This is a genomic window from Winogradskyella sp. 266wxhm, assembly GCF_058964685.1.
In genome coordinates, this window is record NZ_CM179559.1 from 2,150,878 (window position 1) to 2,177,106 (window position 26,229).

General features: G+C 33.4%; 30 protein-coding genes. 19 read left to right on the forward strand and 11 right to left on the reverse strand.

The window, feature by feature from the left end:
- Positions 1-199 precede the first annotated feature (199 nt).
- The 6 genes from AC2H4K_RS09455 (at position 200) to AC2H4K_RS09480 (ending at position 4,889) form a co-directional block, all read left to right on the forward strand.
- A complete protein-coding gene (locus tag AC2H4K_RS09455) occupies positions 200-1,798 on the forward strand; it encodes a hypothetical protein (protein WP_281139143.1) in 1,599 nt (532 codons plus the stop codon).
- A 13-nt stretch (positions 1,799-1,811) separates the two neighbouring features.
- Positions 1,812-2,405 (forward strand): DUF6705 family protein, encoded by a 594-nt coding sequence (locus tag AC2H4K_RS09460; RefSeq protein WP_281139142.1) that lies wholly within the window; start codon positions 1,812-1,814, stop codon positions 2,403-2,405.
- 35 nt (positions 2,406-2,440) lie between these two features.
- Positions 2,441-3,067, forward strand: coding sequence for a DUF6705 family protein (locus tag AC2H4K_RS09465; protein WP_281139141.1), 627 nt, complete (start codon positions 2,441-2,443; stop codon positions 3,065-3,067).
- Complete coding sequence (locus AC2H4K_RS09470) at positions 3,067-3,669, forward strand: DUF6705 family protein (protein WP_281139140.1); 603 nt, start codon at positions 3,067-3,069, stop codon at positions 3,667-3,669. The genes AC2H4K_RS09465 and AC2H4K_RS09470 overlap by 1 nt, the downstream gene beginning before the upstream one ends.
- An 81-nt stretch (positions 3,670-3,750) precedes the next feature.
- Positions 3,751-4,251, forward strand: a complete 501-nt coding sequence (locus tag AC2H4K_RS09475; protein WP_348634888.1) for a DUF6705 family protein — start codon at positions 3,751-3,753, stop codon at positions 4,249-4,251.
- Positions 4,252-4,286: 35 nt separating this feature from the next.
- Entirely contained in the window at positions 4,287-4,889 is a 603-nt protein-coding gene (locus tag AC2H4K_RS09480; protein WP_281139138.1) for a DUF6705 family protein, read from the forward strand.
- 108 nt (positions 4,890-4,997) lie between these two features.
- On the opposite strand, the gene AC2H4K_RS09485 is transcribed toward AC2H4K_RS09480, so the two are convergent.
- Together AC2H4K_RS09485 and AC2H4K_RS09490 are read right to left on the reverse strand one after the other, a co-directional pair.
- Entirely contained in the window at positions 4,998-5,747 is a 750-nt protein-coding gene (locus tag AC2H4K_RS09485; protein ID WP_281139137.1) for a uroporphyrinogen-III synthase, read from the reverse strand.
- Between the two features lie 18 nt (positions 5,748-5,765).
- Complete coding sequence (locus AC2H4K_RS09490; protein WP_281139136.1) at positions 5,766-6,416, reverse strand: DUF4271 domain-containing protein; 651 nt, start codon at positions 6,414-6,416, stop codon at positions 5,766-5,768.
- A 100-nt stretch (positions 6,417-6,516) separates the two neighbouring features.
- On the opposite strand from AC2H4K_RS09490, the gene AC2H4K_RS09495 reads away from it, so the two are divergent.
- Genes AC2H4K_RS09495 through AC2H4K_RS09505 form a run of 3 tightly spaced genes read left to right on the forward strand, consistent with a single transcriptional unit; the run spans position 6,517 to position 9,083 of the window.
- Positions 6,517-7,242 (forward strand): polyprenol monophosphomannose synthase, encoded by a 726-nt coding sequence (locus tag AC2H4K_RS09495; protein WP_281139135.1) that lies wholly within the window; start codon positions 6,517-6,519, stop codon positions 7,240-7,242.
- Between the two features lie 4 nt (positions 7,243-7,246).
- The gene (locus AC2H4K_RS09500; RefSeq protein ID WP_281139134.1) at positions 7,247-8,590 is read left to right on the forward strand and encodes a dihydroorotase; all 1,344 of its coding nucleotides are present in this window, start codon (positions 7,247-7,249) and stop codon (positions 8,588-8,590) included.
- A gap of 1 nt (position 8,591) precedes the next feature.
- The gene (locus tag AC2H4K_RS09505; RefSeq protein ID WP_281139133.1) at positions 8,592-9,083 is read left to right on the forward strand and encodes a DUF4296 domain-containing protein; all 492 of its coding nucleotides are present in this window, start codon (positions 8,592-8,594) and stop codon (positions 9,081-9,083) included.
- On the opposite strand, the gene AC2H4K_RS09510 is transcribed toward AC2H4K_RS09505, so the two are convergent.
- A complete protein-coding gene (locus AC2H4K_RS09510) occupies positions 9,040-10,056 on the reverse strand; it encodes an NAD-dependent epimerase/dehydratase family protein (RefSeq protein ID WP_281139132.1) in 1,017 nt (338 codons plus the stop codon). The genes AC2H4K_RS09505 and AC2H4K_RS09510 overlap by 44 nt on opposite strands.
- Before the next feature lie 89 nt (positions 10,057-10,145).
- On the opposite strand from AC2H4K_RS09510, the gene tyrS reads away from it, so the two are divergent.
- Positions 10,146-11,456 carry a tyrosine--tRNA ligase gene (gene tyrS, locus AC2H4K_RS09515; protein WP_281139131.1) on the forward strand — a complete coding sequence of 437 codons (1,311 nt, stop codon included), beginning with the start codon at positions 10,146-10,148 and terminating at the stop codon, positions 11,454-11,456.
- A gap of 106 nt (positions 11,457-11,562) precedes the next feature.
- On the opposite strand, the gene AC2H4K_RS09520 is transcribed toward tyrS, so the two are convergent.
- Entirely contained in the window at positions 11,563-12,543 is a 981-nt protein-coding gene (locus tag AC2H4K_RS09520; RefSeq protein ID WP_281139130.1) for a LuxE/PaaK family acyltransferase, read from the reverse strand.
- A 76-nt stretch (positions 12,544-12,619) separates the two neighbouring features.
- Positions 12,620-14,266: a T9SS type A sorting domain-containing protein gene (locus tag AC2H4K_RS09525; protein WP_281139129.1), complete on the reverse strand. Its 1,647-nt coding sequence runs from the start codon at positions 14,264-14,266 to the stop codon at positions 12,620-12,622.
- A gap of 229 nt (positions 14,267-14,495) precedes the next feature.
- On the opposite strand from AC2H4K_RS09525, the gene AC2H4K_RS09530 reads away from it, so the two are divergent.
- Both AC2H4K_RS09530 and AC2H4K_RS09535 read left to right on the forward strand, forming a co-directional pair.
- On the forward strand, positions 14,496-15,182 hold the full coding sequence (locus AC2H4K_RS09530) for a response regulator transcription factor (protein ID WP_281139128.1): 687 nt from the start codon (positions 14,496-14,498) through the stop codon (positions 15,180-15,182).
- On the forward strand, positions 15,182-16,225 hold the full coding sequence (locus tag AC2H4K_RS09535; protein ID WP_281139127.1) for a sensor histidine kinase: 1,044 nt from the start codon (positions 15,182-15,184) through the stop codon (positions 16,223-16,225). The genes AC2H4K_RS09530 and AC2H4K_RS09535 overlap by 1 nt, the downstream gene beginning before the upstream one ends.
- On the opposite strand, the gene AC2H4K_RS09540 is transcribed toward AC2H4K_RS09535, so the two are convergent.
- Positions 16,178-17,284: a glycosyltransferase gene (locus AC2H4K_RS09540; protein WP_281139126.1), complete on the reverse strand. Its 1,107-nt coding sequence runs from the start codon at positions 17,282-17,284 to the stop codon at positions 16,178-16,180. The two genes, AC2H4K_RS09535 and AC2H4K_RS09540, sit on opposite strands and share 48 nt — an antisense overlap.
- Before the next feature lie 87 nt (positions 17,285-17,371).
- Between AC2H4K_RS09540 and trmB the strand changes: the two genes are divergently transcribed.
- The 7 genes from trmB (at position 17,372) to AC2H4K_RS09575 (ending at position 22,073) form a co-directional block, all read left to right on the forward strand.
- Positions 17,372-18,046 carry a tRNA (guanosine(46)-N7)-methyltransferase TrmB gene (gene trmB, locus AC2H4K_RS09545; RefSeq protein ID WP_281139125.1) on the forward strand — a complete coding sequence of 225 codons (675 nt, stop codon included), beginning with the start codon at positions 17,372-17,374 and terminating at the stop codon, positions 18,044-18,046.
- A gap of 3 nt (positions 18,047-18,049) precedes the next feature.
- Positions 18,050-18,679 carry a LysE family transporter gene (locus AC2H4K_RS09550; protein ID WP_281139124.1) on the forward strand — a complete coding sequence of 210 codons (630 nt, stop codon included), beginning with the start codon at positions 18,050-18,052 and terminating at the stop codon, positions 18,677-18,679.
- Positions 18,679-19,008, forward strand: a complete 330-nt coding sequence (locus AC2H4K_RS09555) for an MGMT family protein (RefSeq protein ID WP_281139123.1) — start codon at positions 18,679-18,681, stop codon at positions 19,006-19,008. The genes AC2H4K_RS09550 and AC2H4K_RS09555 overlap by 1 nt, the downstream gene beginning before the upstream one ends.
- Positions 19,009-19,214: 206 nt before the next feature.
- Positions 19,215-20,354, forward strand: a complete 1,140-nt coding sequence (locus tag AC2H4K_RS09560; protein WP_281139122.1) for an Mrp/NBP35 family ATP-binding protein — start codon at positions 19,215-19,217, stop codon at positions 20,352-20,354.
- Positions 20,355-20,594: a NifU family protein gene (locus tag AC2H4K_RS09565; protein ID WP_281139121.1), complete on the forward strand. Its 240-nt coding sequence runs from the start codon at positions 20,355-20,357 to the stop codon at positions 20,592-20,594.
- A 66-nt stretch (positions 20,595-20,660) separates the two neighbouring features.
- Positions 20,661-21,713 carry an NAD(P)/FAD-dependent oxidoreductase gene (locus AC2H4K_RS09570; RefSeq protein ID WP_281139120.1) on the forward strand — a complete coding sequence of 351 codons (1,053 nt, stop codon included), beginning with the start codon at positions 20,661-20,663 and terminating at the stop codon, positions 21,711-21,713.
- 27 nt (positions 21,714-21,740) lie between these two features.
- The gene (locus AC2H4K_RS09575) at positions 21,741-22,073 is read left to right on the forward strand and encodes a 2Fe-2S iron-sulfur cluster-binding family protein (RefSeq protein ID WP_281139119.1); all 333 of its coding nucleotides are present in this window, start codon (positions 21,741-21,743) and stop codon (positions 22,071-22,073) included.
- Positions 22,074-22,093: 20 nt separating this feature from the next.
- On the opposite strand, the gene AC2H4K_RS09580 is transcribed toward AC2H4K_RS09575, so the two are convergent.
- From AC2H4K_RS09580 to AC2H4K_RS09600, 5 genes are all read right to left on the reverse strand, one after another.
- A complete protein-coding gene (locus AC2H4K_RS09580; protein WP_281139118.1) occupies positions 22,094-22,825 on the reverse strand; it encodes an SGNH/GDSL hydrolase family protein in 732 nt (243 codons plus the stop codon).
- A 102-nt stretch (positions 22,826-22,927) separates the two neighbouring features.
- Positions 22,928-24,106 carry an acyl-CoA dehydrogenase family protein gene (locus AC2H4K_RS09585; protein ID WP_281139117.1) on the reverse strand — a complete coding sequence of 393 codons (1,179 nt, stop codon included), beginning with the start codon at positions 24,104-24,106 and terminating at the stop codon, positions 22,928-22,930.
- 72 nt (positions 24,107-24,178) lie between these two features.
- Positions 24,179-24,892, reverse strand: a complete 714-nt coding sequence (locus AC2H4K_RS09590) for a tRNA1(Val) (adenine(37)-N6)-methyltransferase (RefSeq protein ID WP_493742360.1) — start codon at positions 24,890-24,892, stop codon at positions 24,179-24,181.
- 80 nt (positions 24,893-24,972) lie between these two features.
- On the reverse strand, positions 24,973-25,503 hold the full coding sequence (gene rimM / locus AC2H4K_RS09595) for a ribosome maturation factor RimM (RefSeq protein WP_281139115.1): 531 nt from the start codon (positions 25,501-25,503) through the stop codon (positions 24,973-24,975).
- A gap of 64 nt (positions 25,504-25,567) precedes the next feature.
- On the reverse strand, positions 25,568-26,083 hold the full coding sequence (locus AC2H4K_RS09600) for a 30S ribosomal protein S16 (RefSeq protein ID WP_281139114.1): 516 nt from the start codon (positions 26,081-26,083) through the stop codon (positions 25,568-25,570).
- Positions 26,084-26,229 lie beyond the last annotated feature (146 nt).

Here is a 26,229-nt window from a genome sequence, read left to right on the forward strand (position 1 = left end):
TCTAGGTTTAGACTCGCTTTTTTTATCTAGAAATTTGAATGCATGTAATTTTTTGAATCATGAAATCTATTTTATAAAATTAGCTACAAAAAGATGACTTTTTAAGTTTAACATTTAAGATGTGTTATTTTAAAATGTTGTGACTATATTTGGATTATCCTCCTAAGAATGATTAGTAACAATTAAACTAATCATTTATATGAAACATAAAATTTTACTTGTTGTACTTGGTCTAGTTTTGTTGACTTTGTATTTAGGTTGCCAGAAAGATGACGGTTCAGAAAGTACTGAATCTTCCACAGACATTCAAGATGTTATTAGTCGAAGACTACCGTTTGAAGTGATACCTCATTTTACAAAGGTTGATGATAAAATAAACAAGCTTAGGATTAAGCTTAATACAAAAGGTGAAGTACTTCAGAAAAGTTTAGATATAGATAGTGTAACCATACGCACTGATGAAATTCTATACATGACCTATGCGCAAACGCATACTTATACCTTTAAACTTTTAAGGACAAACCCACAATATTATATAGAGAATATTGTTTTGCACTATAATGTTGATACAGAGAGCTATGATGAATATCTTGTACAATACGACATTAACCAGCAGGAATTCTTGGATATTTACAGTGGTTCTTATGTGGGCGAAGAGTCTAAGGCAATAATTACGGATTTAGACTCTGGTACCGTATCTACAATCTTATCTAAGAGCGGTTGCAGAAGAACTTGTGAAACTATATCAGTTAATTGCTCTGCAAGTGGCAATCATGCGCCAGGTCAAGCTTGTAACACAGGTGTAAGTATAGACCAATGGGCATATACTTATGAGTCTTGTACCACTACTTGTACGGAAGAAGAAGATGCAAGCATAGACCCAGGACCATCTGGCGGTGGTGGAGGTGGTGGTAACTCAGCAGTAAATACTAACCCTGAGCCAAACGAGCCTTGCGAGAGAATTATAAACGGACAGACCTATGTAGGTATTATAGATACTGAAGGAAATTGTATTACCGTTGATGATGAAGATGAAAATGAAGGGCAATTGATTACCTCGGTAGATCAGAAAAACTGTGAGGAGCTCAACAAGCTTATTGAAATACCAAATTACCCCATTACACCGCCATCAATTTCACCAAGACAAGCCATTATTAATTTAAAAAATGAAATTAGTAATACTATAGATCCTAACAATAATTTAGAGCAAGGATATAACCTTTTACATAATGCCAATCTACAAGGTTATGCAAATCCTGTTAGCAATCCTTCTAGTAGAAGCATACGTTATAAGTTTATAATAAATAATTATGGTGGGCTGCACTTACACCCAAATGATGGTGACGGACACCCCTTCTTTTCACCCGAGGACATTTTAAACCTTTGGAAGTTTTATGACACTTATGATACTGGCAATATTACAGACCCTTCGTTGTTTGTGCACGTATTAGTATCTACTAAAGGGGTATATGCTATTAAGATAGACAATCCCTTACTCTTGTCTCAATTGGGATCAATTTATAATGATTATCTTGATGCTAATGAGGATGGTACAGATGAGGTCAAAGAGTTTGGTCGTCCTCTTAAAAATGCTTACAGAGATTTTAAAGACTTTGCTTCTGGACATCCTACCGGTTCAGATAGTGATTACCAACATGCTTTTTTAAAGTTTATGAACAACTTTAACAATGGTGGTGGTATAGGTATATCTCTATATAAAGCTAGTGAAGATTTAACTAATTGGACAAAGCTAACATTAAACGATTCTGATATAATTGAACCAAATCCATGTAATTAAAATAACAATAATTATGAAATATATACTTTTAACACTAATAATATTCAGCTTTTTATCCTGTAAAGCACAGAGCCCTATAATTCCATTAGGAGATTACGGAACGGAGATTACCGAAGGCTCATACCAAAAAGATGTAGACAACCTATTGAACCCATTTGAAGGCACTTGGAAATATGAGAACGGTAACACATCTCTTACCATTTCCTTAAGAAAAATAACAATGTATTATAATGGTAGAGACTACAGAGACGACTTAATTGGAGATTACAGGTATGTTGAGGATGGGGTAGAGCTTGCAAATTATTTACCTGAATTTAACAATACTAATGATGCTAAGCATACAGTTAAAGGTAATGCGTTGATTCAAAAAAATTGGTTCCCAAGATGCCCAGAGTGTGATGATGGAGAACCTCGATTTGTGTTAAGTTTTTTAGATCCAGAACGCAAATATCTTTCAAGTGAAATAGCTGTTAGGCAATATACCGAGGATGGTGTAGAGAAATTAAAAGTATGGTTATATGATGCAGGTTCAGCAGTATTACCATACGAGGGTGCACCAGAGAGTATAAGAGTTCCTTATGGAGAATATGTGCTGGTAAAGCAATAGTATTATAGGATTGGGTTTAGTTGAAACCATAATATATGAAACAAATTTTATTATTAATCTTGTTTTGTTCAGGAATAATATCTTGCAAAGCGCAAATTATTGAAGAGCCAATTTATAGTTCAGAAAATTATGGTGAAGATGGTTATTATTTTAAAGATACTAATAATGATTTTAATCGATTTGAAGGTACTTGGGTATATACCAATGGTACAACAAGCTTAGAAATACAGTTTGTAAAAAAAACCAATATTCACATACAGGATTTAGGAGATAACTTTTATACAGATGCCCTAGTGGGCGAATACAAGTACATTCAATTTGGCTCAACCGTTGTAAATACTTTAATGAATTTAAGTGCAAACCATAGCAATCCTTATGAATATAATATTATTGGGGACTATATTAGTAAATATGGTGATCCATTATGTGGTGATCTATGTAATCCAAATGATATTGTAATTACAGGAGGATGGGGTGATCCTGAACGTGATATAGAAGGATCTAGTCCTGAATTTTATATGCGTCATTATGAAGAAGATGGTGTAGAGAAAATATACATAAGATTTAAGGACGTAGGAAACATTACTATAAATAACGGCGAGCCACAAGAGCATACTACATATAGGTTGCCTTTGGGTGTATATACGTTAACCAAACAATAATGAGATATTTACTAAATATTGTTTTGATATTAACAGTGTCTTATTGTAAGGCTCAATCCGTAATAAAACCTTTACAAAGTAGTGAAACATGTCCGCCTGAAGATACTAACTGTTATGAAAAAGACTTAAATAACGAATTTGAGAAATTTATAGGCACATGGAAGTTTCAAAATAATAATACAGAAATTACTTTTAAACTTAAAAAAGAAGAACATTATCAAACATCACCTAATTCTAACTATCAAGATCTATTAGTTGGTGAATATCAATATATCGAAAACGGTATAGAAGAGGTAAATACTTTAGCAGATTTTGATAGTAGTACTATTTCAGGTTTTCAGCATAATCTAAGCGGTGGTGTTTTTACATATAATTTACCTACATATTGCGATGACAACAGTACTTCATCCGAGATAAAAATCACTTTAAGTATAGAAGATCCTAATGACCAATATACTTCAGGAAAGGTTATTTTGCGACATATAAATGATGATGGCATAGAAAAATTAGAAACGTGTATTTATGATTATACTAATGATGGCGATGATCCCAATGCACGTATTTCTATACCTGATGGAAATTATGTTTTTGTGAAACAATAATTATGAAATATATACTTTTAATACTAATAATATTCAGCTTTTTATCCTGTAAAGCTCAGAGCCCTATAATTCCATTAGGAGATTACCGAAGGTTCATACCAAAAAGATGTAGACAACCTATTGAACCCATTTGAAGGCACTTGGAAATATGAGAACGGTAACGCATCTCTTACCATTTCCTTAAGAAAAATAACAATGTATTATAATGGTAGAGACTACAGGGACAACTTAATTGGAGATTACAGGTATGTTGAGGATGGGGTAGAGCTTGCAAATTATTTACCTGAATTTAACAATACTAATGATGCTAAGCATACAGTTAAAGGTAATGCGTTGATTCAAAAAAATTGGTTCCCAAGATGCCCAGAGTGTGATGATGGAGAACCTCGATTTGTGTTAAGTTTTTTAGATCCAGAACGTAAATATCTTTCAAGCGAAATAGCTGTTAGGCAATATACCGAGGATGGTGTAGAGAAATTAAAAGTACGGTTATATGATTCAGGTTCAGCAGTATTACCATACGAGGGTGCACCAGAAAGTATAAGAGTTCCTTATGGAGAATATGTGCTGGTAAAGCAATAGTATTATAGGATTGGGTTTAGTTAAAACCATAATATATGAAACAAATTTTATTATTAATCTTGTTTTGTACAGGAATAATATCTTGCAAAGCGCAAACGATAATTGTACCATTAGGTAGCGAGCAGGATTATGAATTCACATCTGACTATTATAAGAAAGATGTTAATAACGAATTAGAAAAGTTTACCGGTACTTGGAAATACACTAATGGTTCAACGGAGGTTGTTTTTAAACTTAAAAAAGAAGAACAATATCAAACAACTAATAATTATTACATAGATTTATTAGTCGGTGAATATCAATATATAGAAAACGGTATAGAAGAGGTAAATACTTTAGCAGATTTTGATAGTAGTACTATTTCAGGTTTTCAGCATAATCTAAGTGGTGGTGTTTTTACCTATAATTTACCAACATATTGCGATGACAACAGTACTTCATCCGAGATAAAAATCACTTTAAGTATAGAAGATCCTAACGACCAATATACTTCAGGAAAGGTTATTTTACGATATATAAATAATGATGGCATAGAAAAATTAGAAACCTGCATCTATGATTACACCAGTGATGGAGATGATCCCAATGCACGTATTTCTATACCTGATGGAAATTATGTTTTTGTAAAACAATCATGAATTATATAATTTGAAAAATTACAGTATTAGGTGTTTTATCTTGTATGAAATGAATAAAAAAAGCGAGTCTAAATTTAGACTCGCTTTTTTATTCTATAAGTTTTCTTCCTATTTACCTTTGTTTACAGAATCAATATATTTCTGTAGTGCCATGGTCATAGAAGGTGTTTCAGGTGTTGGTGCAGCAATATCTACACGTAGTCCTTTTTCTTTTACAGCCTTAACAGTTGTGTTTCCAAATACAGCGATTCTTGTATTGTTTTGCTTAAAATCTGGGAAATTGTGAAATAATGATTCAATTCCAGAAGGGCTAAAGAATACTAAGATGTCGTAATACACATCAGCCAAATCCGATAAGTCACTGATTACAGTTTTGTAAAAAGTAGCTTGTTTCCAGTTTACACCTAAGTTATCCAATGTTTCAGGAATAACAGGTTTTACCTTGTCTGTTGTTGGTAATAAGAAGGTTTCATCCTTATACTTTTTGATTAAAGGAGACAATTCCTCAAAAGTACGTTTACCAACATAAATTTTGCGTTTTCTGTAAACAACATATTTTTGTAGGTAGTAAGCAACAGCTTCAGACTGGCAGAAATATTTCATAGAATCAGGAACTTTAAAGCGCATTTCGTCCGCAACTCTAAAGAAGTGATCTACAGAATTTCTACTTGTAAGAATGATTGCTGAAAATTTACTAAGGTCAACTTTTTGTTGTCTAATGTCCTTAGCAGAAACTCCTTCAACATGAATGAAGGGTCTAAAGTCTACTTTTACTTTTTGCTTTTCTTGCAAATCAAAGTACGGAGAGTTCTCTATTTTAGGCTCTGGTTGTGATACTAAAATTGTTTTCACTTTCATATGTAAACCTTTTGTTGTTTAAGTGTTATACTCCCTAATTACCTTATATAAAAGTACATAAGGCCCAATTTCGAGAGCGCAAAGATACAACAAAAAATAGAAAAAATTGGGATTTATTAATTTTTGATAGTTTTTAAATGAAGTTAAAAATCCAATGAGGTTTATTATAAAAACAATAACCAAAGTTGAGATTATGATAATTTTTGATGAGATGTCAGTGTACAGTAAAAATAAATTTGAGGCTAAAAACACTAAACCAGAGTAATTTACAAATGTTGTTTTCTCAAATAAATAGTCATCGATGAGGTTGTCAATTTCAAAAAGACTTCCTATTAATCGTTCTACAAGTGTTTTTATAATGACTACTGCAGCAACGGCAATGATTATTTTTAAGAATGATGCTAATTCAAATTCAAAAGGAGTAACAAACGTTGAATAGGCGAAGCATACAAAAATACTCAGTGATAAGGTTAGGTTTATAAATAGCAGACTGTCAAACAGGTCAACAAACTTCTGATCTTTAGAATATATTTTAAGGTATTTAGAATTTCCTACAACGTATAAGAAGTCGTTAAATCTTAAAGTATTTATAAACTTAGCGGCTACAATTGCAAACAATCCTATTATTGTGGCAATGGTAAACCATTCATATGTAATGAAATTTCGCATTGTGCTAAATTAATAGAAAAAAGCTTATCACAATATGCCAAAAACTTTACTTTTGCTTAATTGTTTACCCTACTAACTTATAGTTTTTAACAGCTAGCTGATGTCGGATGCTATTGTAATTATACCAACTTATAATGAGATTGAAAATATAGAATCAATCCTAAAGGCGGTATTTTCACAATCAAAAGACTTTGATGTTTTGGTGGTAGATGATAATTCGCCAGATAAAACTGGTGATAAGGTTCTAGAATTACAAAGTGACTATAAGGATCGGTTATTCTTGCTAAAGCGTAAAGAAAAAAGTGGATTAGGTTCGGCCTATATTTCAGGTTTTAAATGGTCTTTAGAAAGATCTTATAATTACATTTTTGAAATGGATGCTGATTTTTCACATAATCCAGATGATTTAGAACGCTTGTACAGTGCTTGTGCAACCGAAAACGCAGATGTTGCAGTAGGTTCTAGATATGTTAAAGGCATTACGGTAGTGAATTGGCCGTTGTCTAGAATTTTACTATCCTACGGAGCTTCAAGATATGTTAGGTCCATTACAGGAATGAAAGTGAAAGATTCTACAGCCGGTTTTATTTGTTATAAAAGAGCTGTTTTAGAGAAAATTAACCTTGATAGAATAAAATTTGTAGGTTATGCGTTTCAGATAGAAATGAAATTTAAAGCTTACAAAAAAGGTTTTAAAATTGTGGAAATACCTGTTATCTTTAAGGATAGAACCAAAGGAAAATCAAAAATGAGCGGAAGTATCATATATGAAGCTATTTTTGGTGTAATTAGTTTAAAATTAAAAAGTTTGTTTGCGAAATCATAAGATTATGAAGCAAAATACCCTCATAAAAAATGCTAAAATCGTCAACGAAGGAAAGATTGTTGAAGGTGATATTCTTATTGAAGACGATATTATAAAAGAAATAGATACATCTATTAGTGTAAAGTCTGCAGATGTAAAAGTTATTGATGTTGAAGGTAACTATGTTTTACCAGGCATGATTGATGACCAAGTACATTTTAGAGAACCTGGCTTAACACATAAAGCAACTATAGAGACAGAATCTAAAGCAGCTATTGCTGGTGGTATAACGTCTTTTATAGAAATGCCAAATACCAATCCACAAACGACAACTATTGAAAAGTTAGAAGAAAAGTTTGCTATTGCTGCTGATACTGCATATGCAAACTACTCTTTTATGTTTGGTGGTACCAATGATAACTTGGATGAAATCTTAAAAGTAGATAAGAAATCTGTAGCTGGTTTAAAGTTGTTTTTGGGCTCGTCGACAGGAAATATGTTGGTGGACAACCCAGAAGTATTAGAAAAAATATTTTCTAGTACTGATATGGTAATCTCTGTGCATTGCGAAGATGAAGCTACAATAAGAGAGAATTTAGCAAAATATAAGGCGCAATATGGTGATGATATTCCTATGGAAATGCATCCTATAATACGCAATGAAGAAGCGTGTTATATATCATCTTCAAAGGCTATAGAATTGGCTAAGAAAACAGGAGCAAGATTACACGTTTTCCATTTATCTACAGGAAAGGAAACAAGTCTATTTTCTAATAAGGTACCGTTAAAAGATAAAAAGATTACTGCAGAGGTTTGTATTCACCATCTTTGGTTTTCTGATGAGGATTATGCCAAAAAAGGAAGTCATATTAAGTGGAATCCAGCTGTAAAAACGGCCAAGGATAGAGAACAATTATGGAAAGCTTTATTGGATAATAGAATAGATGTTATAGCAACAGATCATGCGCCACATACATTAGAGGAAAAAAATAATCCTTATACAAGTGCTCCTTCTGGTGGACCTTTGGTTCAACATGCTTTAGTAGCGCTTTTAGAAGCGCATCATCAAGGTAAAATTCCTATTGAGAAAATTGTCGAAAAAGCGTGTCATAATCCAGCAATACTCTTTGATGTAGAAAAGCGAGGTTATATTAAGGAAGGCTATTATGCAGATTTGGTTATTGCAGATATCAATAGTCCATGGACAGTAAATAAAAGTAACATTTTATACAAATGTGGATGGTCTCCTTTTGAAGGAAATACTTTTAAAAGCAGGATAACCCACACTTTTGTCAATGGGAAGTTGGTATATGAAAACTTCAAAGTTTTAGGTGTTAAGGCTGGTCAAAGATTAACTTTTAATAGGTAATATGCTCAGAAAAATATTTGTCATAACAATTTCTTTGCTAATCTTGGGTTGTGATGGTTTGCAAAAACCAGAAAAACCAAAAGACTTAATTTCAAAGGATAAAATGTCCGATATTTTGTACGATATGTATATTATCAATGCAGCTAAAGGTGTTAATCGGAAGCTTTTAGAGAAGGAAGGTGTTGTTCCAGAAACTTATATTCTTACAAGGCATAATATTGATAGTACACAATTTGCTAATAGCAATAATTACTATTCTTATGATACCGATGTTTACAAATCTATTGTAGAGAAGGTTAAAACCAAATTGGAAGCAGATAAGAAAAAGTATGAAGAGATTCGTGATAGGGAAAATGAAGAGGCAAAGGAGCGTAGAGACTCTATCACAGAAGTAAACAGCAAGATTAAAAGTAAAGTATTAAAGCCCATTAAAGAAGATACTTTGATTCTTAAGAAAAGTCTTCAGAAAACAATTGAGAGACCTGAGAGATAGTTTTATCTATGCCTTTAAAATTATAGTTTAAGGCTTTCTTTACTTTAGTATTGTCGTATTTAGTTACGCTTATAGCAGATTTAGCAGTTTGTTTAGCTAATTGTCTTCGTTTTCCAAAAAGTTTAAAACTTAACCAATCTAACCTCCATGCCATATTAAGCAACCATGGTTTAGCTTCTTTTGTAGGAGGTTTTACATTCAGGGCTTTTGCTGTTTTAGAAAGAAACTCTTTAAAACTTAGATTTTCTGAAATCAGAATGAACTTCTCATTCTTTATATCACTTTCCATCAATTGGTGCATAATATCAACGACATCAAATACATCAACATATCCAGTAGTTCCGTGAGTGTAATAGGCTATGCCATTATATACTTTCTTGAATAAACTTCCGCTTCCACCAGTATTCCAAAAACCAGCACCTAAAATAATTCCAGGATTTACAATTACAGCGTCAAGACCTTCTTGTGTACCACGCCATACTTCTAATTCGGCACCATATTTTGTAATAGCATAAACACTATTGTCATCTTCTGGGTTCCAAGCCGTCTTTTCGTCAATTAATTTATCAGAATTATTGTGATGACCAACTGCAGCAATAGAGCTAACATAGCAGAGTTTTTCAACATTATTGCTAATAGCTAAGTTTACTATATTGGCAGTACCATTAATATTTATTCTTCTTAAGGTTTTATACCTATCAGGTTCAAAGGATACAAAAGCAGCACAGTGGTAAACTTTAGAAATACCATCAAAAGCATCTTGAAGTTGAGGAATGTTATTTAAATCGGCCTCAATCCATTCAATCGACTCAAATAGGCTTTCAGCATTATCAGAATAGTATGAAAAGACATGCTTTGTGCGATTCAAAGTTTCTTTTCTTCTATAAATTGCTCGTACAGTATTACCTTCATTTACGAGTTTAAAAAGTAAATGAGAGCCAACCAATCCTGTTCCTCCTGTAACTAAAATCATACTGCGAATTTACGCTTTTTTAAAATTGTCTTTTGTCTTTTAATGTGGAAACATATCTTTGCTGGAAATTAAATTGAAACGACATAAAAATGGCTAATAAATTTGTTGAAGAATTACGTTGGAGAGGAATGGTACACAATATCATGCCAGGTACAGAAGAGCAATTAGATAAGGAAATGACAACCGCTTATATTGGTTTCGATCCGACTTCAGATTCGTTGCATATAGGTAGTTTGGTACCGATTATTTTATTGGTTCATTTAGAAAAAGCAGGTCACAAACCTATAGCTTTAGTAGGTGGAGCAACAGGTATGATTGGGGATCCTTCAGGTAAAAGTGACGAGCGTAATTTGTTGGATGAAACTACGTTAAATCATAATGTTGCAGGTATTAAAAATGTGCTGTCTCGCTTTTTAGATTTTAATTCTACTAAAGAAAACGCACCTGTTTTAGTGAATAACTATGACTGGATGAAGAATTTTAGTTTTATAGATTTTGCTCGTGATGTTGGTAAGCGAATTACGGTGAACTACATGATGGCTAAAGATTCTGTAAAAAAGCGTTTGAGTGGTGATGAAGGTAGTGTAGGGATGAGTTTTACTGAGTTTACTTACCAGTTAATTCAAGGTTACGATTTCTATCATTTGCACAAAAATATGGGTTGCAAACTACAAATGGGAGGTAGCGATCAATGGGGAAATATTACAACTGGAACTGAGCTTGTAAGACGTATGAATGTTGGTGATGATACCGCAAAAGCTTACGCTATGACTTGTCCGTTAATTACAAAAGCAGATGGTTCTAAATTTGGTAAAAGTGAAGGTGGAAATGTTTGGTTAGATGCTGAGAAGACAAGTGTTTACAAATTCTACCAATTTTGGTTAAATAGTACTGACGAAGATGCTGAAAAGTATATCAAAATTTTCACATTCTTAGATAAAGAAACTATTGAAAATTTGATTGCTGAGCATAATGAAAACCCTGGACGTAGAACATTGCAAAAGCGTTTGGCAGAAGAAGTAACAACATTTGTTCATAATAGAGGTGAATACGAAAATGCTGTAAAAGCATCTCAAATTTTGTTTAGTAAAGATTTTAAAAACGACATTAAACAATTAAACGAGAATTTGTTTCTAGATGTTTTTGAAGGTGTAAAACAAGCTGAAATTTCTAAAGCAGAGTTCGATGAAGGTATTGATATGATTGGAGCTTTAGCGGCTAAAACAAATTTCTTGAGTTCTAATGGTGAAGCCAGACGTGCTTTAAAAGAAAACGCTATTTCCGTTAATAAAGAAAAAGTAAAAGAAGATTATAAATTAACTTCAGAAGACTTAATAAACGACCGATACATTATTTTAAGTAGAGGAAAGAAAACAGATTTTATTCTTAAGGTGGTATAAAAAGTAGTGCCCGAAAGAAATTTCGGGCACTTCTAACCAATCAATCAACTAATGAAAAATCTTTCTTTTCCTTAGCGATTATTTAGTCGTAATAAAGTTGATAACCTTACAAAGCCATTAAATTACATCCTCTAATGTCAGAGTTGTCAAAACGACCGATGATTTCAAAAGCCTCATTTTTATAGACTTTACCTAAGTCTTGAGTGGCAATAAAAGCGCAAGAATTGAGATTGGCGAGGTCTATAATATTGATACCTCCAGTTTGATTGGGCTGTTGTATAGAGAGTGCATCTTCAGTATCTCTGGTTAATATTTTCATCCATGGCGGACATTCAAAAACACCATTGCCTTTAGAATAAGCTTGACTTAATAATTCCGTCATGCCATACTCGCTATGAATGCTGTCAATGCTAAAACCAGATTTCAAGATTTCGTGTAGTTCTTGTCTTATAATTTCTTTTCGTCTGCCTTTCATACCTCCTGTTTCCATAACTATAGTGTGGTTTAGATTTAACTGAAATTCTTCAACTAAATCTAGTAAAGCAAAGGATACACCTATAAGTAAAGTTTTTTGTTTTTTGTTTTCTAAACGGTTTAATGTTGTTGCTAATTCACCAAGATTATTTAAATAAAAACCACTTTCAGGATGTTTAGATTTTTTAATGAGATCGTCCACCATGTAAATCAATGAAGAACCATCACGCTCTAAATAAGAAGGTAATAATGCTAAAACCACATAGTCTTCAATATTACCGTAAAAATGATGAAACCCTTTTCTGAAACTTTCTTCATATAAATTAATATCGTTAACAAAGTGTTTGCTCGTTATACTTCCTGTTGTTCCAGAACTGGCAAATGTTTTTTCAATTCCACTTTTAGAACTTAAAACCTCGTGAGATTTAAAAAATTGAATCGGTAAGAAAGGTATGTCTTTAATTGAAGTTATGTCTGATGGATTCTTGTAAAGCAAGTCGCAAAATGAGCGATAGACCGAATTGTTTTCAAACTGAAATATGAATGTTTTAAGAGCTAATTCTTCAAACTCTTGGGATGTTTTTATATTAAAAATTTCAGTATTGCTAATCATGCTGCAAAAGTATAGAAAATAAAAAAGCGTTGCTCGAAAATTTCAAGCAACGCTTTTTATAAGTTAAGAATTATGCTTATTTAATTACTAATTTCTTAGTTACAGAAGCATTATTCTGAGTGATTTTTACAATGTAAATACCAGACTTTAAGCTAGATAGATTTAAAGTGTTGTTTGTTAAAGTTTGGTTTTTAACACGCTTACCTAATATATCATAAACTTCTACCAACATATCACCAGTATTGTTAGAAGTAATATTTACAGAACCAGTATTAGTTGGGTTTGGATAAAGACTAAAAGCGTTAGAGTTAACATTATCAAGACTAAGAGGATCTATAATATCACTAGCATATCTTGGGAAAATCTGATAATCAGCATTAAACTGACCACCTAAACCAGTTATGTTTACAGGATTTGTAGGTATTGTTTCGCCTATCAGATCTTCATCACCAAAAGCAACTCTACAAATAGTTACGTCTGTTCCGTCAGCAACATTGTAGTTTGTGTTATCTGCAAAAACACCAGAATCTTGAAAAGTTACGTTATTTAGAGTAATTAATCTACTTTCATACGTCTCTCCATTTGTAATTAGTTCAGCTGCACTAATAGATATTGGAGTTAAACTGTTACCAGTAGAAGAAGCACTTGCAACATTTACGCTAGGTACAAATTGAAGTGTTCCAGCATACTCAGTTAGTTGACCTTGTAATCCTGTGATACCATCACCGATATTAAAAGAAGTACTCAATGTACCAGCAGTATCATCAATTAAGATTCCTGCATCTACATCTTGGATATACTTTTGATTTCTTGTGCCTTCAGTTACAATATAAGAAATTATAGCTTCACCAGTCAATTCATAAAATTCACCAAGAGTACCTGCTCTAAGAGCAGTAATGTTAGCAACTTGCGTAATCGTTGTAACATCAAAGCTTACAGATGCTGTCGCAGGATTGGTTAAGGATGCTCCACCGTTATCAACTAATTCTAATTCTACAGTGTGAGAACCATCTACAAGGCTAGATAGACTTATAGGTGCGCTATCAAACTTATCTATAGAAGCACCACCATCAACAGAATAAACAATATATCCATCACCAGAGCCACCACTAGCAACATTAAAGTTTTGAACACTAATTTCTATATCTACATCACTTGAAGGTATCGTGCTACCATCTGCTGGTGAAGTTACTGCAATACTCGGCTCTACTGCTGCAACTATTTGTAAATTATCAATGTAGAACAATGATGCACTAACCCAATTAGAAGAAAGATCATAAAAACGGATACCAAATTCAAAATCTTCATCACTAGCAGGTGTGTACTCGAAAGATAGAGTTTGCCATTGATTTAATAGGGTTTCATCAGAATAAACAGCAGGACTAAAGCCATTACCATTAAAAATTCTAGCTCTAGCTTCATTATTTGTTGCATAAACATCTAAACTCATAGTATAAGTTACACCTCCTGTTAGTGATACGGTTTGTCTCATGTCTGTATCACCTTGAGTTTGTGTTAGCACATTTACGCTAGCTGAACTTGTACCTTCAGAAATAAAAGTAGCATTAGTGTTTTCGGTTAGATCCGCTGTGCTGAAATCAATAGTTGTCCATAAATCAGGTACACCAGCTGTCCAAGACTCAAAACCACCATTAGCAGCAAGGTTTTGACCAAAAGAGACTAAGCTAATTAAAGTAAAAAATAAAAAGTAAATTTTTTTCATAATCGATTTTTAAAAAATTAGACTGTAAATATACTAACAAATACTGACTATGGAGAAATGAAAATGTTAATAAGTTTCTTCTTTACAATTAGTTAACATCTTTGTTTGTAGACTATAGTAATTTACAGTATCTTAGAAATTAATGTTAGCGAATTGTTATCAATTGCAATCACTATACCAATGAACTATTTAAATTTTATCTTTACGCAACCTTAAAATTACCTTAACAGTGAAAAAAAAGGATATCAAAATTCTGCTGGTTGACGATGAGCCAGATATTTTAGAAATCGTTGGCTATAACTTATCTGCGGAAGGTTATCAAGTTATAACTGGTGAAAATGGCATAGAAGCTGTTGAAAAAGCCAAAAAGCATAAACCACATCTTATTATTTTAGATGTTATGATGCCAGAAATGGATGGTATTGAAGCTTGTGAACGCATAAGAGAGCAGTCCGAATTAAGTGACACTATCATTACTTTCTTAACGGCAAGAGGTGAAGACTATTCTCAAGTCGCTGGTTTTGATGCTGGTGCAGACGATTATATTGCAAAACCTATTAAGCCAAAAGTTTTAGTAAGTAAAGTAAAAGCATTGCTTAGAAGACTTAAGGATACCGAAAGCGCAACAGATGCTGTTGTGAAAATAGGTGATTTAATTATTTATAAGGAGGAATATAAGATTACTAATAATGGTGAAGAGATTACTTTGCCTAGAAAAGAGTTTGAATTATTATCTTTGTTGGCAACCAAGCCTGGTAAAGTGTTTAAGCGCGAAGAAATCTTAGATAAAGTCTGGGGAAATGAAGTTGTTGTCGGAGGAAGAACAATCGATGTGCATATCCGAAAACTTAGAGAAAAGATAGGTGATAAATCCTTTAAAACCGTAAAAGGCGTTGGTTACAAGTTTGTAGACTAATGCGTAATAGAAATCTAAAAAAGACTTATAAGTTTGCCATAAGAACATCGTTTTACATTACGATGTTTTCAACACTCCTTGTGGGTGTTTTTTTATATCAATATCACGATTTAAGCTGGCACATTATATTTTACGCTTTAATTTGTTATCCGTTATCCTTTCTGATTATTCAATATAGGGTAGAAAGGTTTATTTATAGGCGTGTAAAAAAAATATACGATGATTTAACGTTGTTAGAATCTACTAGCTTAAGGAGGCAGCCTATTACAACAGATATGGGTACCTTAACTAAGGAGATTGATAAGTATGCAAAAGATAAAAAGCTAGAAATAGAAACCCTAAAAGTTAGAGAGGAGTATAGAAAGGAATTTATGGGTAATGTATCTCATGAGCTTAAAACACCTCTGTTTACGGTACAAGGTTATATCCTTACACTTTTAGATGGTGCTATGGAAGATGAAAAGCTTAGAAAAAAATACTTATCCAGAGCCAGTAAAGGTGTAGAACGTCTTATATATATCATTAGAGATTTAGATATGATTACCAAACTCGAAGTTGGTGATCTCAGCCTGAAAAAAGAAAGTTTTGATATCGTTGAAGTTGTGAGTGGTGTTTTTGATTTGTTTGAAATGAAAGCATCCAAGAAAAAAATCACTTTGACATTTGATATGGATTATAACCAGCCTATTATGGTCTTTGGTGATAAAGAACGCATACAGCAGGTTTTAATAAATCTTGTGGTGAATTCCATAAAATACGGTAGAGAAAAAGGTACAACTGAAGTAAGTATAGAGAATCTTATAAAGAATAAAGCCATTATCAGAGTTACGGATAACGGTGAAGGTATAGCAAAAGAAAATTTACCACGTTTATTTGAGCGTTTTTACCGTGTTGATAAAAGCGGTTCTCGCAAAGAAGGCGGCTCTGGTCTTGGACTTTCAATAGTGAAACACATTATTGAAGCTCATGAAGAAAAAATCTATGTAGAAAGCGAACTAGGCGTTGGTAGTGAGTTCTCCTTTACTTTGGAAAAGGCAGAATAACTTACTGTAATTTACTTGATATTCTTCATTTTTAAATCCTGAAAAATCTTTCGAAGTTTCTAGTATTTCAATTTTGAAATCATCTTGCTTACAACAAGGAATAACGTTTTCCTTATGCAGTTTTTTAGCTAAATATTCTTGCTCAAATTGTCCGGGTGTAGGGATGAAAAAAGCTTTCTTTTCTAGTTTTGCTAAATCCATAATTGTTGTGTAACCAGAGCGGCTTAAAATCATCTTACTTTCATTTAATGCAATTTCAAGTTCCTTACTGGTCATAAAATTGTAGATAGTAATATGATTTTTAACTTCTATTTTCTGCTCAGCTTCTATCTGCCCTTTTACAAAAAGGACCTTACCTCTATAATTTTCAAGCTCCTTTAATAACTTAATTTCTAAAAACGTACGTTGTGGTTCTGGGCCAGATAACAATGCAAAAACATCGTATTTAGGCTCTAAATCCAACTTTTTGAATCGTGTTAAAGGTCCAAGATATTTTATAAAAGAAGTAGAACCTTCAATATGTCCCAAATCTCCACTTAAATTATTGGTGCCAATATGATCTGGAACCCAACATTCATCGAATTTTGAAATTATTTTTTGATGCAGTTTACTGCTCAACCATGTTGTGCTACCACTTAAAACGCGTAATTGATGTGTAATGAATACAGAAGGAACGGACTTGTGTCTTACACCAAATCGATTATCTGAAATAATCCCAGAAATGTTTTCATCTTCTATAATAGATTCAATAGCACTTTTCTCCTTTTTTATGGTTTTCAAAAGATGAGGTGAATCTTTTATAAGTTTTAACTTAAAACTATTTGCCTTTTTTGAATAGGTAATGTTGTAAGAAGGTAATTCAATAGCCTTTAAATCTGGGAATTCTTTCTTTAGTAATTCAAGTGCTAAACCATCACTAGCAATTATTGGCTCAAAACCATGAGCGATTAGTGCGTTTATAATTGGAATGCATCTTGTAGAATGTCCCAAACCCCAATTCAAAGGCGCTACCAATATCCTTTTTTTCTGCTGAACTCGTTCCAGTGTATTTTTATTCAAGAGTTAAATAAGAAAACAAAGATAAACCTAAAATGTTTCCTTAATTTTACCGAATTATTAATAATACCATTCAAACAGAATACAACAGTGGGAAGCAAAAACAAACTAAAGCGTTTTAAAGAAAACGAAACTTTTGACAATGTGTTTCAGCCAAAACGAGACGAATTGATTAGTGGAAACTATAGTTTAAAAGGCAAATGGAGACAAGAGGTTTTTAAAAATGAAAACCCTTTAGTTCTAGAATTAGGTTGTGGAAAAGGTGAATATACGGTTGGTTTGGCAAAACGTTATCCCGAAAAAAACTTTATAGGTATTGATATCAAAGGAGCACGCTTTTGGAGAGGAGCTAAAACGGCCGTTGAAGAAAATATTGCCAATGCCGCTTTTGTAAGAACACAAATAGAACTTATAGAATATGTGTTTGATGAAAATGAAGTTGATGAAATTTGGATTACTTTCCCAGATCCTCAAATAAAATATAAGCGTACCAAACATAGAATGACAAACACGCAGTTTTTAGAGCGTTATAAAAAAGTACTAAAACCAGACGGTTTGATGCACTTAAAAACCGATAGCGAGTTTATGCATGGTTATACTTTAGGTTTGCTTCATGGTTTAGGTCATGAGGTTTTATATGCTAATCACAATGTCTACAAATTGGAAGGCAGTCCAGAGGAGGTTACCGAAATTCAAACCTTCTACGAAAACCAATATTTAGAAAAAGACAAAGCAATTACGTATATTAGATTCAAAATCAACTAAGCTTTGAGTATTACGGTCGTTTTCTTTTTAGGGCTATTCGTAGCACTAATCGGTGTCATTCCGCCAGGTTTGCTAAATATGACAGCTGCGAGAATAAGCCTAAAAGAAGGTGCTGGTAGAGGTATAATGTTCTCTACAGGCGTTTCAATAATTGTATTTATTCAAACATATATTGCTGCGATTTTTGCTAGGTATTTATCAAATAGACCAGATATTGTTGAAATATTACAGCGTGTAGCATTTGTAATTTTCGTCCTAATAACCATTTATTTTTTAGTCTTAGCATCTAAACAGGGAGAGAAAAAAATTGATAAGGAAGTAAGGAGTAAGCACGGTAGGTTGCTTCACGGCATGTTGTTATCAGCACTTAATGTTTTTCCTATTCCTTACCAAGCATACATGACAATAACCTTATCGTCTTTTGGTTGGATGAATTTTGAAAAAACAAGTATAGTAACCTATGTTACTGGTGCATCAATGGGAACTTTTGTAATGCTATACTTTTATATTTTCTTTTTCGATAAGATAAAAGACAAGAAAATCACTTCGCAAAAAAGTATGAATTACAGTATCGGTATCATAACCGGAATTGTTGCTTTGGTCACTCTAATTAATATTTTAAAGGAGCTTTAATGAAACCAGAAACACTTGGTTTTTTTGAAAAAGTATATGAAGTTGCTAAGCTCATACCTTATGGTAGGGTGACGAGTTATGGTGCTATTGCCAAATATTTAGGAGCAGCCAAAAGTGCTAGAATTGTTGGTTATGCTATGAACGGTTCTACAGGAAAAGATGTGCCTGCGCATCGTGTGGTAAATAGAAAAGGACTGTTAACTGGCAAACATCATTTTGGAGGTACTAACCTTATGCAACAATTATTAGAAAATGAAGATGTAAAAGTTATGGACAATCAAATTCAAAATTTTGAAGCTTTGTTTTGGGATCCTTCAAAGGAACTATAAATTGTCATTCTTAACTGTCGCACTGAGCTAGGTGAAGAATTGTTTCAGAATCTTGATGATTTATTTCTTTACTTTTTTTAAAATTCAAGGCAAGAATTACAAGCTATTTATTCCATCAATCAAAGCATAAATAACTTCTAACGACTTGCTTTATTCTTCTTTGATTAATGTATATCTTTGCATTTAGATTAAATCTAGATAAAAACGTGAAGCTTAACAAGAAAGATATACTCGAGGCCTTAAAAACTATAACTGCTCCAGGTGAAGGAGAAAATATGGTAGACAGTGGTGCTGTAACTAATGTAGTAACTTTTGGAGATGAAGTTATTGTAGATATAACCATAAAAAACCCAAGTCTTCAGGCTAAGAAGAAAACTGAAGTTGAAATCTTGCAAACGATTCATAAAGAAGTTTATGAAAAAGCTAAGATAAAAGTCAATGTGAAGGTTGAGGCACCAGCCAAGCCTAAAACAAACGAGATAAAGGGAGCTCCAATTCCTGGTATCCAAAATATAATTGCGGTAGCCTCTGGTAAAGGTGGTGTTGGTAAGTCTACTGTAACAGCAAATTTAGCAGTGACCTTAGCCAAGATGGGTTTTAAAATAGGTGTTTTAGATGCTGATATTTATGGGCCTTCAATTCCTATTATGTTCGATGTGGCTAATGAAAGACCATTATCTGTAAATATCGACGGTAAATCTAAAATGAAACCTATTGAAAGTTACGGAGTAAAAATCTTATCCATTGGATTTTTTACAAAACCAGATCAAGCGGTAATATGGAGAGGTCCTATGGCTTCAAAAGCATTAAATCAAATGATTTTTGATGCTGCTTGGGAAGAGTTAGATTTTCTTCTACTCGATTTACCTCCAGGAACAGGTGATATTCATTTAAGCATTATGCAAGCTTTACCAATAACAGGTTCTGTAGTAGTTAGTACTCCACAGAATGTTGCTTTAGCAGATGCTAAGAAAGGTGTAGCGATGTTTCAACAAGATAGTATCAATGTGCCAGTTTTAGGTATTATAGAAAATATGGCTTATTTTACTCCTGCTGAATTGCCTGAGAACAAATATTATATTTTCGGTAAAGAAGGGGCTAAGCATTTAGCTGAAGATTTAAATGTGCCTTTCTTAGGTGAAATTCCACTAGTTCAAAGTATAAGAGAAGCTGGTGATATAGGTAGACCAGCGGCAATGCAAACAGCTACACCAATTGAAGAAGCTTTTGAAGAAATAACCAAAAATGTGGTTCAGGAAGTTGTTGATAGAAATGAAAACCTACCTGCAACAGAAGCAATAAAAATTACAACAATGGCAGGTTGTTCTGCTGTAAATAAAAAATAGATGAGCTCAGAAGAACTTAAAAATAATGTAGAAAAAGCATTGGATGAAATTCGTCCTTTTTTACAGAGCGATGGTGGTGATATTAACTTATTATCTATTGATGATGGTAAATTAGTTAAGGTGCAACTTACAGGAGCATGTACCTCTTGCTCAGTAAACCAGATGACTTTAAAGTCTGGTGTTGAAATGACGATTAAAAAATACGCTCCTCAAATAGAACAGGTTATTAATGTTGAATAAGAAATGTGACATTTGTCACATTCTCTATACCAAAGCATTAGTAGATTTGTCTCAAAGTCTATATAAATGATTACAACAGATATACTTATAATTGGTGCTGGACCAACAGGACTCTTTACTGTTTTTGAAGCCGGCCTTTTAAAATTAAAATGTCATCTTATCGATGCACTTCCTCAACCAGGCGGACAATGTTCCGAGATATATCCTAAAAAACCTATTTATGATATTCCTGCTTACCCAGAAATCTTAGCTGGTGATCTTACTGAAAAGCTGCTAGAACAAGGTAAACAGTTTGAGCCAGGTTTTACCTTGGGTGAACGTGCTGAAACTATTGAAAAACAAGAAGACGGTTCGTTTATTGTTACCACAAACAAAGGGACAAAACATAAAGCTCCTGTAGTAGCTATTGCGGGTGGTTTGGGAAGTTTTGAGCCTCGTAAACCAATTATTGATAATATCGCAGACTACGAAGATAAGGGAGTTGAATACATGATTAAGAACCCTGAAATGTATCGTGATAAACGTGTGGTTGTAGCAGGTGGAGGAGACTCAGCTTTAGACTGGAGCATATTTCTAAGCGATGTGGCTTCTGAAGTGACATTAATTCATAGAAGAAATGAATTTAGAGGTCACTTAGATTCTGTTGAAAAAGTACAGGAGCTAAAATCTGCTGGAAAAATCAATTTAATAACTCCTGCTGAAGTTGTCGGCTTAGAAGGTGATGGTAAAATTGAAAGCGTTACTGTAAAGCAAGAAACTAAAGTTTTTCAGAAAGAGTGTGATCATTTTATTCCGCTTTTTGGATTATCTCCTAAGTTAGGACCAATTGCAAATTGGGGACTTGAGATTGAGAAAAATGCGATTAAAGTGAATAATGCATTAGACTACCAAACTAATATTCCAGGTATTTTTGCCATAGGTGATGTTAATACTTATCCAGGAAAATTAAAACTAATATTATGTGGTTTCCACGAAGCGACTCTAATGTGTCAGGCGGCTTATCAAATCATTAATCCAGGGAAACGTTATGTTTTAAAATATACAACTGTAAGTGGAGTAGATGGTTTTGATGGAACCCGTAAAGAAGCGCCAAAAGCGGTTGTTAAAGCTATTGATTAACTCTTAATTATTGCACTGCATTTAAACATGGATCAGGATATTAATATTACAATTATAGATCGTGACGGTGAGAAGCACGAAATTCAAGCACCAACCGATATGGCAATGAATCTTATGGAAGTTGTAAGATCTTACGAGCTAGCTCCAGAAGGTACAATAGGTGTTTGTGGTGGTATGGCTATGTGTGCATCGTGTCAATGCTATGTGCTTAGTGATACCGAGTTACCTGAAATGCAAGATGATGAAGAGGCTATGCTTTCTGAAGCATTTTATGTAAAGGAAAACTCTAGACTAGGTTGTCAAATTCCAATTACACCAGAGTTAGAAGGTTTAGAAGTGGAGTTGGCACCTGAGAGTTAATTTTTCTGTTTTCTAAAGTATTAGTCAAGTTTTTCGAAAGCATAAGGTATTATGCGCTCTACAAATTTTGAATAAGCTAATTCTGAAGGATGTAAGCCATCCGATGCTACCAGTTCTGGTTGTTCTAAACCAAGTCTTGTAATGTCTGTAATATAAACATAAGTTATACCTTCAGTATTACAATAGTTTTCAGCATAAGTATTGTACTGGTCTATCTCAGTAGATATCGTCTCATAAGATGAGCTCTGTTGTCCAAAAGGGGTATAGGCATAATCAGGAATTGACACAACAATAAGTTTGTCTTTATCTCCATTTACAGCATTAATTGCCATTTGAACTAGTTGTGGAAATTCGGATTCATATAGTGAAAAATCCTTATGTTGATATTGATTATTTACACCAATAAGTAGTGTTACTAAATCATAATTATGTTTGAGGTTCTCTGTGTTTATAGCATCAATAAGGTTAGTAGTTGTCCAACCTGTTTGTGCTATAACGTTTAAATCAAAAGTATCAGAATCAAGAGAATTTATCAAAGTATCTTTTAATTGTTCAGGAAATCTACATGTGCTACAAACACTTTCTCCAATAGTGTAGCTATCACCTAAACTTAAAATGGATATACTATCATTAGTCTCAGTAATTGGGTCATTATTATTAGGATTATTATAACTGTATTGATAATCATCATTTCTGGAACAAGAAAATAGAATAGCGATGTAGCTAGTAATAAGTAGTATTAGATTTTTCATAGTATAAAATATACGAAAATATAACGGTTTAGGTTTGGTGGTTTATGGAAATAAAAAAGCCTCATTTTAAATGAGGCTTTTCGTGTATAAAGGTTTAATTTTTTATTTAAAAGCATTTAGACCTGTAATATCTAGCCCTGTAATTAACAAATGAATGTCATGTGTACCTTCATAAGTAATTACACTTTCTAAGTTCATAGAATGGCGCATAATGCTATATTCACCAGTGATTCCCATACCTCCAAGCATTTGTCTAGCTTCACGAGCAATATTTATTGCCATGTCCACATTATTACGTTTAGCCATAGAAATTTGTGCAGAGGTTGCTTTACCGTTATTACGTAAAACACCAAGTCTCCAAGTTAATAATTGTGCTTTGGTGATTTCTGTAATCATTTCGGCTAATTTCTTCTGTTGTAATTGAAACTGTCCAATTGGCTTACCAAACTGAATACGCTCTTTACTGTATCTTAAAGCAGTATCGTAGCAGTCCATTGCAGCACCAATGGCTCCCCAAGCAATACCGTAACGAGCAGAGTCTAAACACCCAAGTGGAGCTCCTAATCCAGATTTGTTAGGTAATAGATTTTCTTTCGGAACTTTAACGTTGTCAAAAATTAATTCTCCAGTAGCAGAAGCTCTAAGCGACCATTTGTTGTGCGTTTCTGGTGTAGAGAAACCTTCCATGCCGCGTTCTACTATCAGTCCATGAATACGACCTTCTTCATTCTTTGCCCACACAACTGCAACTTGTGCAAAAGGTGCATTTGAAATCCACATTTTAGCACCATTTAAAAGATAGTGGTCTCCCATATCTTTAAAATTTGTAACCATTCCACCAGGATTACTTCCGTGATCTGGTTCAGTAAGACCAAAACAACCCATCCATTCACCAGAGGCTAATTTAGGTAAGTATTTTTGACGTTGCTCTTCATTACCATATTTCCAGATAGGATACATTACTAAAGACGATTGTACAGATGCTGTACTACGTACTCCAGAATCTCCACGTTCTATTTCTTGCATGATAAGACCATAAGAAATTTGGTCTAAACCTGCTCCTCCATACTCTTCAGGAATATATGGCCCGAAAGCGCCAATTTCAGCCAAACCACCAATAATAGATTTTGGAAATTCTGCTTTTTGAGCTGCTTCTTCAATAATTGGGGAAACGTCTCGTTTTACCCATTCTCTGGCTGCATCACGCACCAATTTGTGTTCTTCTGAAAGTAATTCGTCTAAGTTATAATAATCAGGAGCTTCGAATAAATCTGGTTTCATTATTGATTGTTGTTTTCAGTTTTTTATGGACAACAAAAGTAACGAAAACGTTTTCAGGGTGCAAAGACTAGTTTACATTTTCAAATAAAAATCTTTGGTGAGATTAATGTAATCTTCAGTATAGTTATGACGGTCAGTTTCAATAATTAATTCTGAGATTTCAACCTCATTTTCCATATAACTAAACTCAATTAAGCTGCGTTTTACGTCAGCATCAGGATTTCCTTTAACATGAAGCATACGTTGGGCGTGAAGTCCAATAGTAGAAGCTAATTCAATAAACTCGCTTTCTTCTTTTTTAGGAATAATGATTGAAAAAATCCCATCTTCAGCAAGTAAATGTGCAACGGCATATATTATGTGCTTAAACGGCATAGCGTCATTAAAACGCGCTAAATCCCTTGATTTTTTTTCGGTTTTATAATCTTCAGAATAGAAGGGTGGATTACAAATAATTAAATCGAAAGCGTCTTCAACCTCTTCAACAAATTCTAAAAGTGAAGCGTGGTGGCAAAACAAACGGTCGTTCCAAGGGGAGTTTTCGAAATTCTCAGCACATTGCTCATAGGCATCATCATCTATTTCAATGGCTTCAATTTGTTCAGCATGACTTTTTTGAGCTATCATAAGACTCAAGATACCTGTACCAGCACCTATATCTAAAACACTAAAGGGATTATGTTTTACAGAAGTCCACGCACCTAATAAAACTCCATCTGTGCCAATTTTCATGGCGCAACGATCTTGTTTTACTGTAAACTGTTTGAATTTAAAGGGCTTACTCATTTTTGTTGTTATACTGAATTTATTTCAGCATCTAGAAAGAATAGTTTTACAAAGATTCGAAAACAAGTTCAGAACTATAGCTAGTTTTCTAAGTATAAATCAATCAACCCAGCAGGAGTATCAACCTCAATGGTTTTGTTTGCTCGGTCAACTTTTACAATAAATTCATCGTTCATTGGTATTAAAATTTCTGTACCATCTCTATCAACCTCAAAAAGGGCTTGAGCAGTAGAATCGTTTACAGCATTAATTATACCAACCTTGCCAAAGGTTTTATCTTTTATGGTAAAACCTATGACTTCGTGAAAGTAAAATTTATTGCCTTCAAGCTTTGGTAAAAACTCTAATGGAAGATAAAGTTCGGTTTTTATGAGCGCATCAGCATCAGCTTCATCATCTACATCTTCAAATTTTAGACGCAACAAATCTGATTTGTGTAATTGAGAATGTTCTATAAAAAAAGGCACTAGGTTTCCTCTTAAATCTAAGAATATAGCATCTAAATTCTCATATAGTTCTGGTTCATCAGTGTCTAGTTTTGCCAAAAGTTCTCCTTTAAAGCTGTACTTTTTTACAATTCTACCCAAATAAAAGCATTCTTCTTTCTTCATAAAATTTGATATAAAAAAACCCTGACTGTAAATGTCAGGGTTTAAAAGTATAAAATTAAATTTTTTACTCTTCTTCGTTAGATGCTGTTGTTTCCTCAGTTGCAACTTCTTCAGCTACTTCTTCTTCAACAACTGGAGCAGCTGCAGCTATACGAGCTTCATTTACTGCTTTTTCAGCTTCTAATGCTTTTGCTTTAGCATCTGCGTCTGCTTTAGACAAACCATCTGCTTTTGCTTGAATTTTAGCTGCTTTTTCCTCTAACCAAGCGTTGAATTTTTCTTCAGCTTGCTCTTCAGTTAAAGCGCCTTTTCTAACACCACCAGCTAAGTGATTTTTTAGCATAGCACCTTTATAAGATAAAATTGCTTTTGCAGTGTCAGTTGGTTGAGCACCATTTTGTAACCACTTTACAGCACCATCGATATCTAAATCTATAGTTGCAGGGTTAGTGTTTGGGTTGTAAGCACCTAATTTTTCTAGGTATTTACCATCTCTTTTAGCGCGAGAATCCGCTGCTACGATCCAGTAATAAGGTTTTCCTTTTTTACCGTGTCTTTGTAATCTGATTTTTACAGGCATAATAATTAATTAGTGAGGTACACGACCTCTGTTATTAATGAGGGCGCAAAGATAATACATTTTTTTAATTTACAGTGCTTTATTTCACTTTAACTAAAAGAATTCCTTTTTAACCGAAACACTTATAAAGATAGTGTAAGTATTAA

What these genes read in the sequence shown, in the direction of transcription:
- tyrS (WP_281139131.1), top strand. Translation starts at nt 10,146, where the DNA reads ATGGCTAATAAATTTGTTGAAGAATTACGTTGGAGAGGAATGGTACAC.
- AC2H4K_RS09525 (WP_281139129.1), bottom strand. Translation starts at nt 14,266, where the DNA reads ATGAAAAAAATTTACTTTTTATTTTTTACTTTAATTAGCTTAGTCTCT.
- AC2H4K_RS09570 (WP_281139120.1), top strand. Translation starts at nt 20,661, where the DNA reads ATGATTACAACAGATATACTTATAATTGGTGCTGGACCAACAGGACTC.
- AC2H4K_RS09590 (WP_493742360.1), bottom strand. Translation starts at nt 24,892, where the DNA reads ATGAGTAAGCCCTTTAAATTCAAACAGTTTACAGTAAAACAAGATCGT.
- AC2H4K_RS09485 (WP_281139137.1), bottom strand. Translation starts at nt 5,747, where the DNA reads ATGAAAGTGAAAACAATTTTAGTATCACAACCAGAGCCTAAAATAGAG.
- AC2H4K_RS09480 (WP_281139138.1), top strand. Translation starts at nt 4,287, where the DNA reads ATGAAACAAATTTTATTATTAATCTTGTTTTGTACAGGAATAATATCT.
- AC2H4K_RS09500 (WP_281139134.1), top strand. Translation starts at nt 7,247, where the DNA reads ATGAAGCAAAATACCCTCATAAAAAATGCTAAAATCGTCAACGAAGGA.
- AC2H4K_RS09580 (WP_281139118.1), bottom strand. Translation starts at nt 22,825, where the DNA reads ATGAAAAATCTAATACTACTTATTACTAGCTACATCGCTATTCTATTT.
- AC2H4K_RS09520 (WP_281139130.1), bottom strand. Translation starts at nt 12,543, where the DNA reads ATGATTAGCAATACTGAAATTTTTAATATAAAAACATCCCAAGAGTTT.
- AC2H4K_RS09600 (WP_281139114.1), bottom strand. Translation starts at nt 26,083, where the DNA reads ATGCCTGTAAAAATCAGATTACAAAGACACGGTAAAAAAGGAAAACCT.
- AC2H4K_RS09535 (WP_281139127.1), top strand. Translation starts at nt 15,182, where the DNA reads ATGCGTAATAGAAATCTAAAAAAGACTTATAAGTTTGCCATAAGAACA.
- AC2H4K_RS09575 (WP_281139119.1), top strand. Translation starts at nt 21,741, where the DNA reads ATGGATCAGGATATTAATATTACAATTATAGATCGTGACGGTGAGAAG.
- AC2H4K_RS09470 (WP_281139140.1), top strand. Translation starts at nt 3,067, where the DNA reads ATGAGATATTTACTAAATATTGTTTTGATATTAACAGTGTCTTATTGT.
- AC2H4K_RS09555 (WP_281139123.1), top strand. Translation starts at nt 18,679, where the DNA reads ATGAAACCAGAAACACTTGGTTTTTTTGAAAAAGTATATGAAGTTGCT.
- AC2H4K_RS09565 (WP_281139121.1), top strand. Translation starts at nt 20,355, where the DNA reads ATGAGCTCAGAAGAACTTAAAAATAATGTAGAAAAAGCATTGGATGAA.
- AC2H4K_RS09510 (WP_281139132.1), bottom strand. Translation starts at nt 10,056, where the DNA reads ATGATTTTAGTTACAGGAGGAACAGGATTGGTTGGCTCTCATTTACTT.
- rimM (WP_281139115.1), bottom strand. Translation starts at nt 25,503, where the DNA reads ATGAAGAAAGAAGAATGCTTTTATTTGGGTAGAATTGTAAAAAAGTAC.
- AC2H4K_RS09490 (WP_281139136.1), bottom strand. Translation starts at nt 6,416, where the DNA reads ATGCGAAATTTCATTACATATGAATGGTTTACCATTGCCACAATAATA.
- AC2H4K_RS09455 (WP_281139143.1), top strand. Translation starts at nt 200, where the DNA reads ATGAAACATAAAATTTTACTTGTTGTACTTGGTCTAGTTTTGTTGACT.
- AC2H4K_RS09585 (WP_281139117.1), bottom strand. Translation starts at nt 24,106, where the DNA reads ATGAAACCAGATTTATTCGAAGCTCCTGATTATTATAACTTAGACGAA.
- AC2H4K_RS09505 (WP_281139133.1), top strand. Translation starts at nt 8,592, where the DNA reads ATGCTCAGAAAAATATTTGTCATAACAATTTCTTTGCTAATCTTGGGT.
- AC2H4K_RS09460 (WP_281139142.1), top strand. Translation starts at nt 1,812, where the DNA reads ATGAAATATATACTTTTAACACTAATAATATTCAGCTTTTTATCCTGT.
- AC2H4K_RS09465 (WP_281139141.1), top strand. Translation starts at nt 2,441, where the DNA reads ATGAAACAAATTTTATTATTAATCTTGTTTTGTTCAGGAATAATATCT.
- AC2H4K_RS09495 (WP_281139135.1), top strand. Translation starts at nt 6,517, where the DNA reads ATGTCGGATGCTATTGTAATTATACCAACTTATAATGAGATTGAAAAT.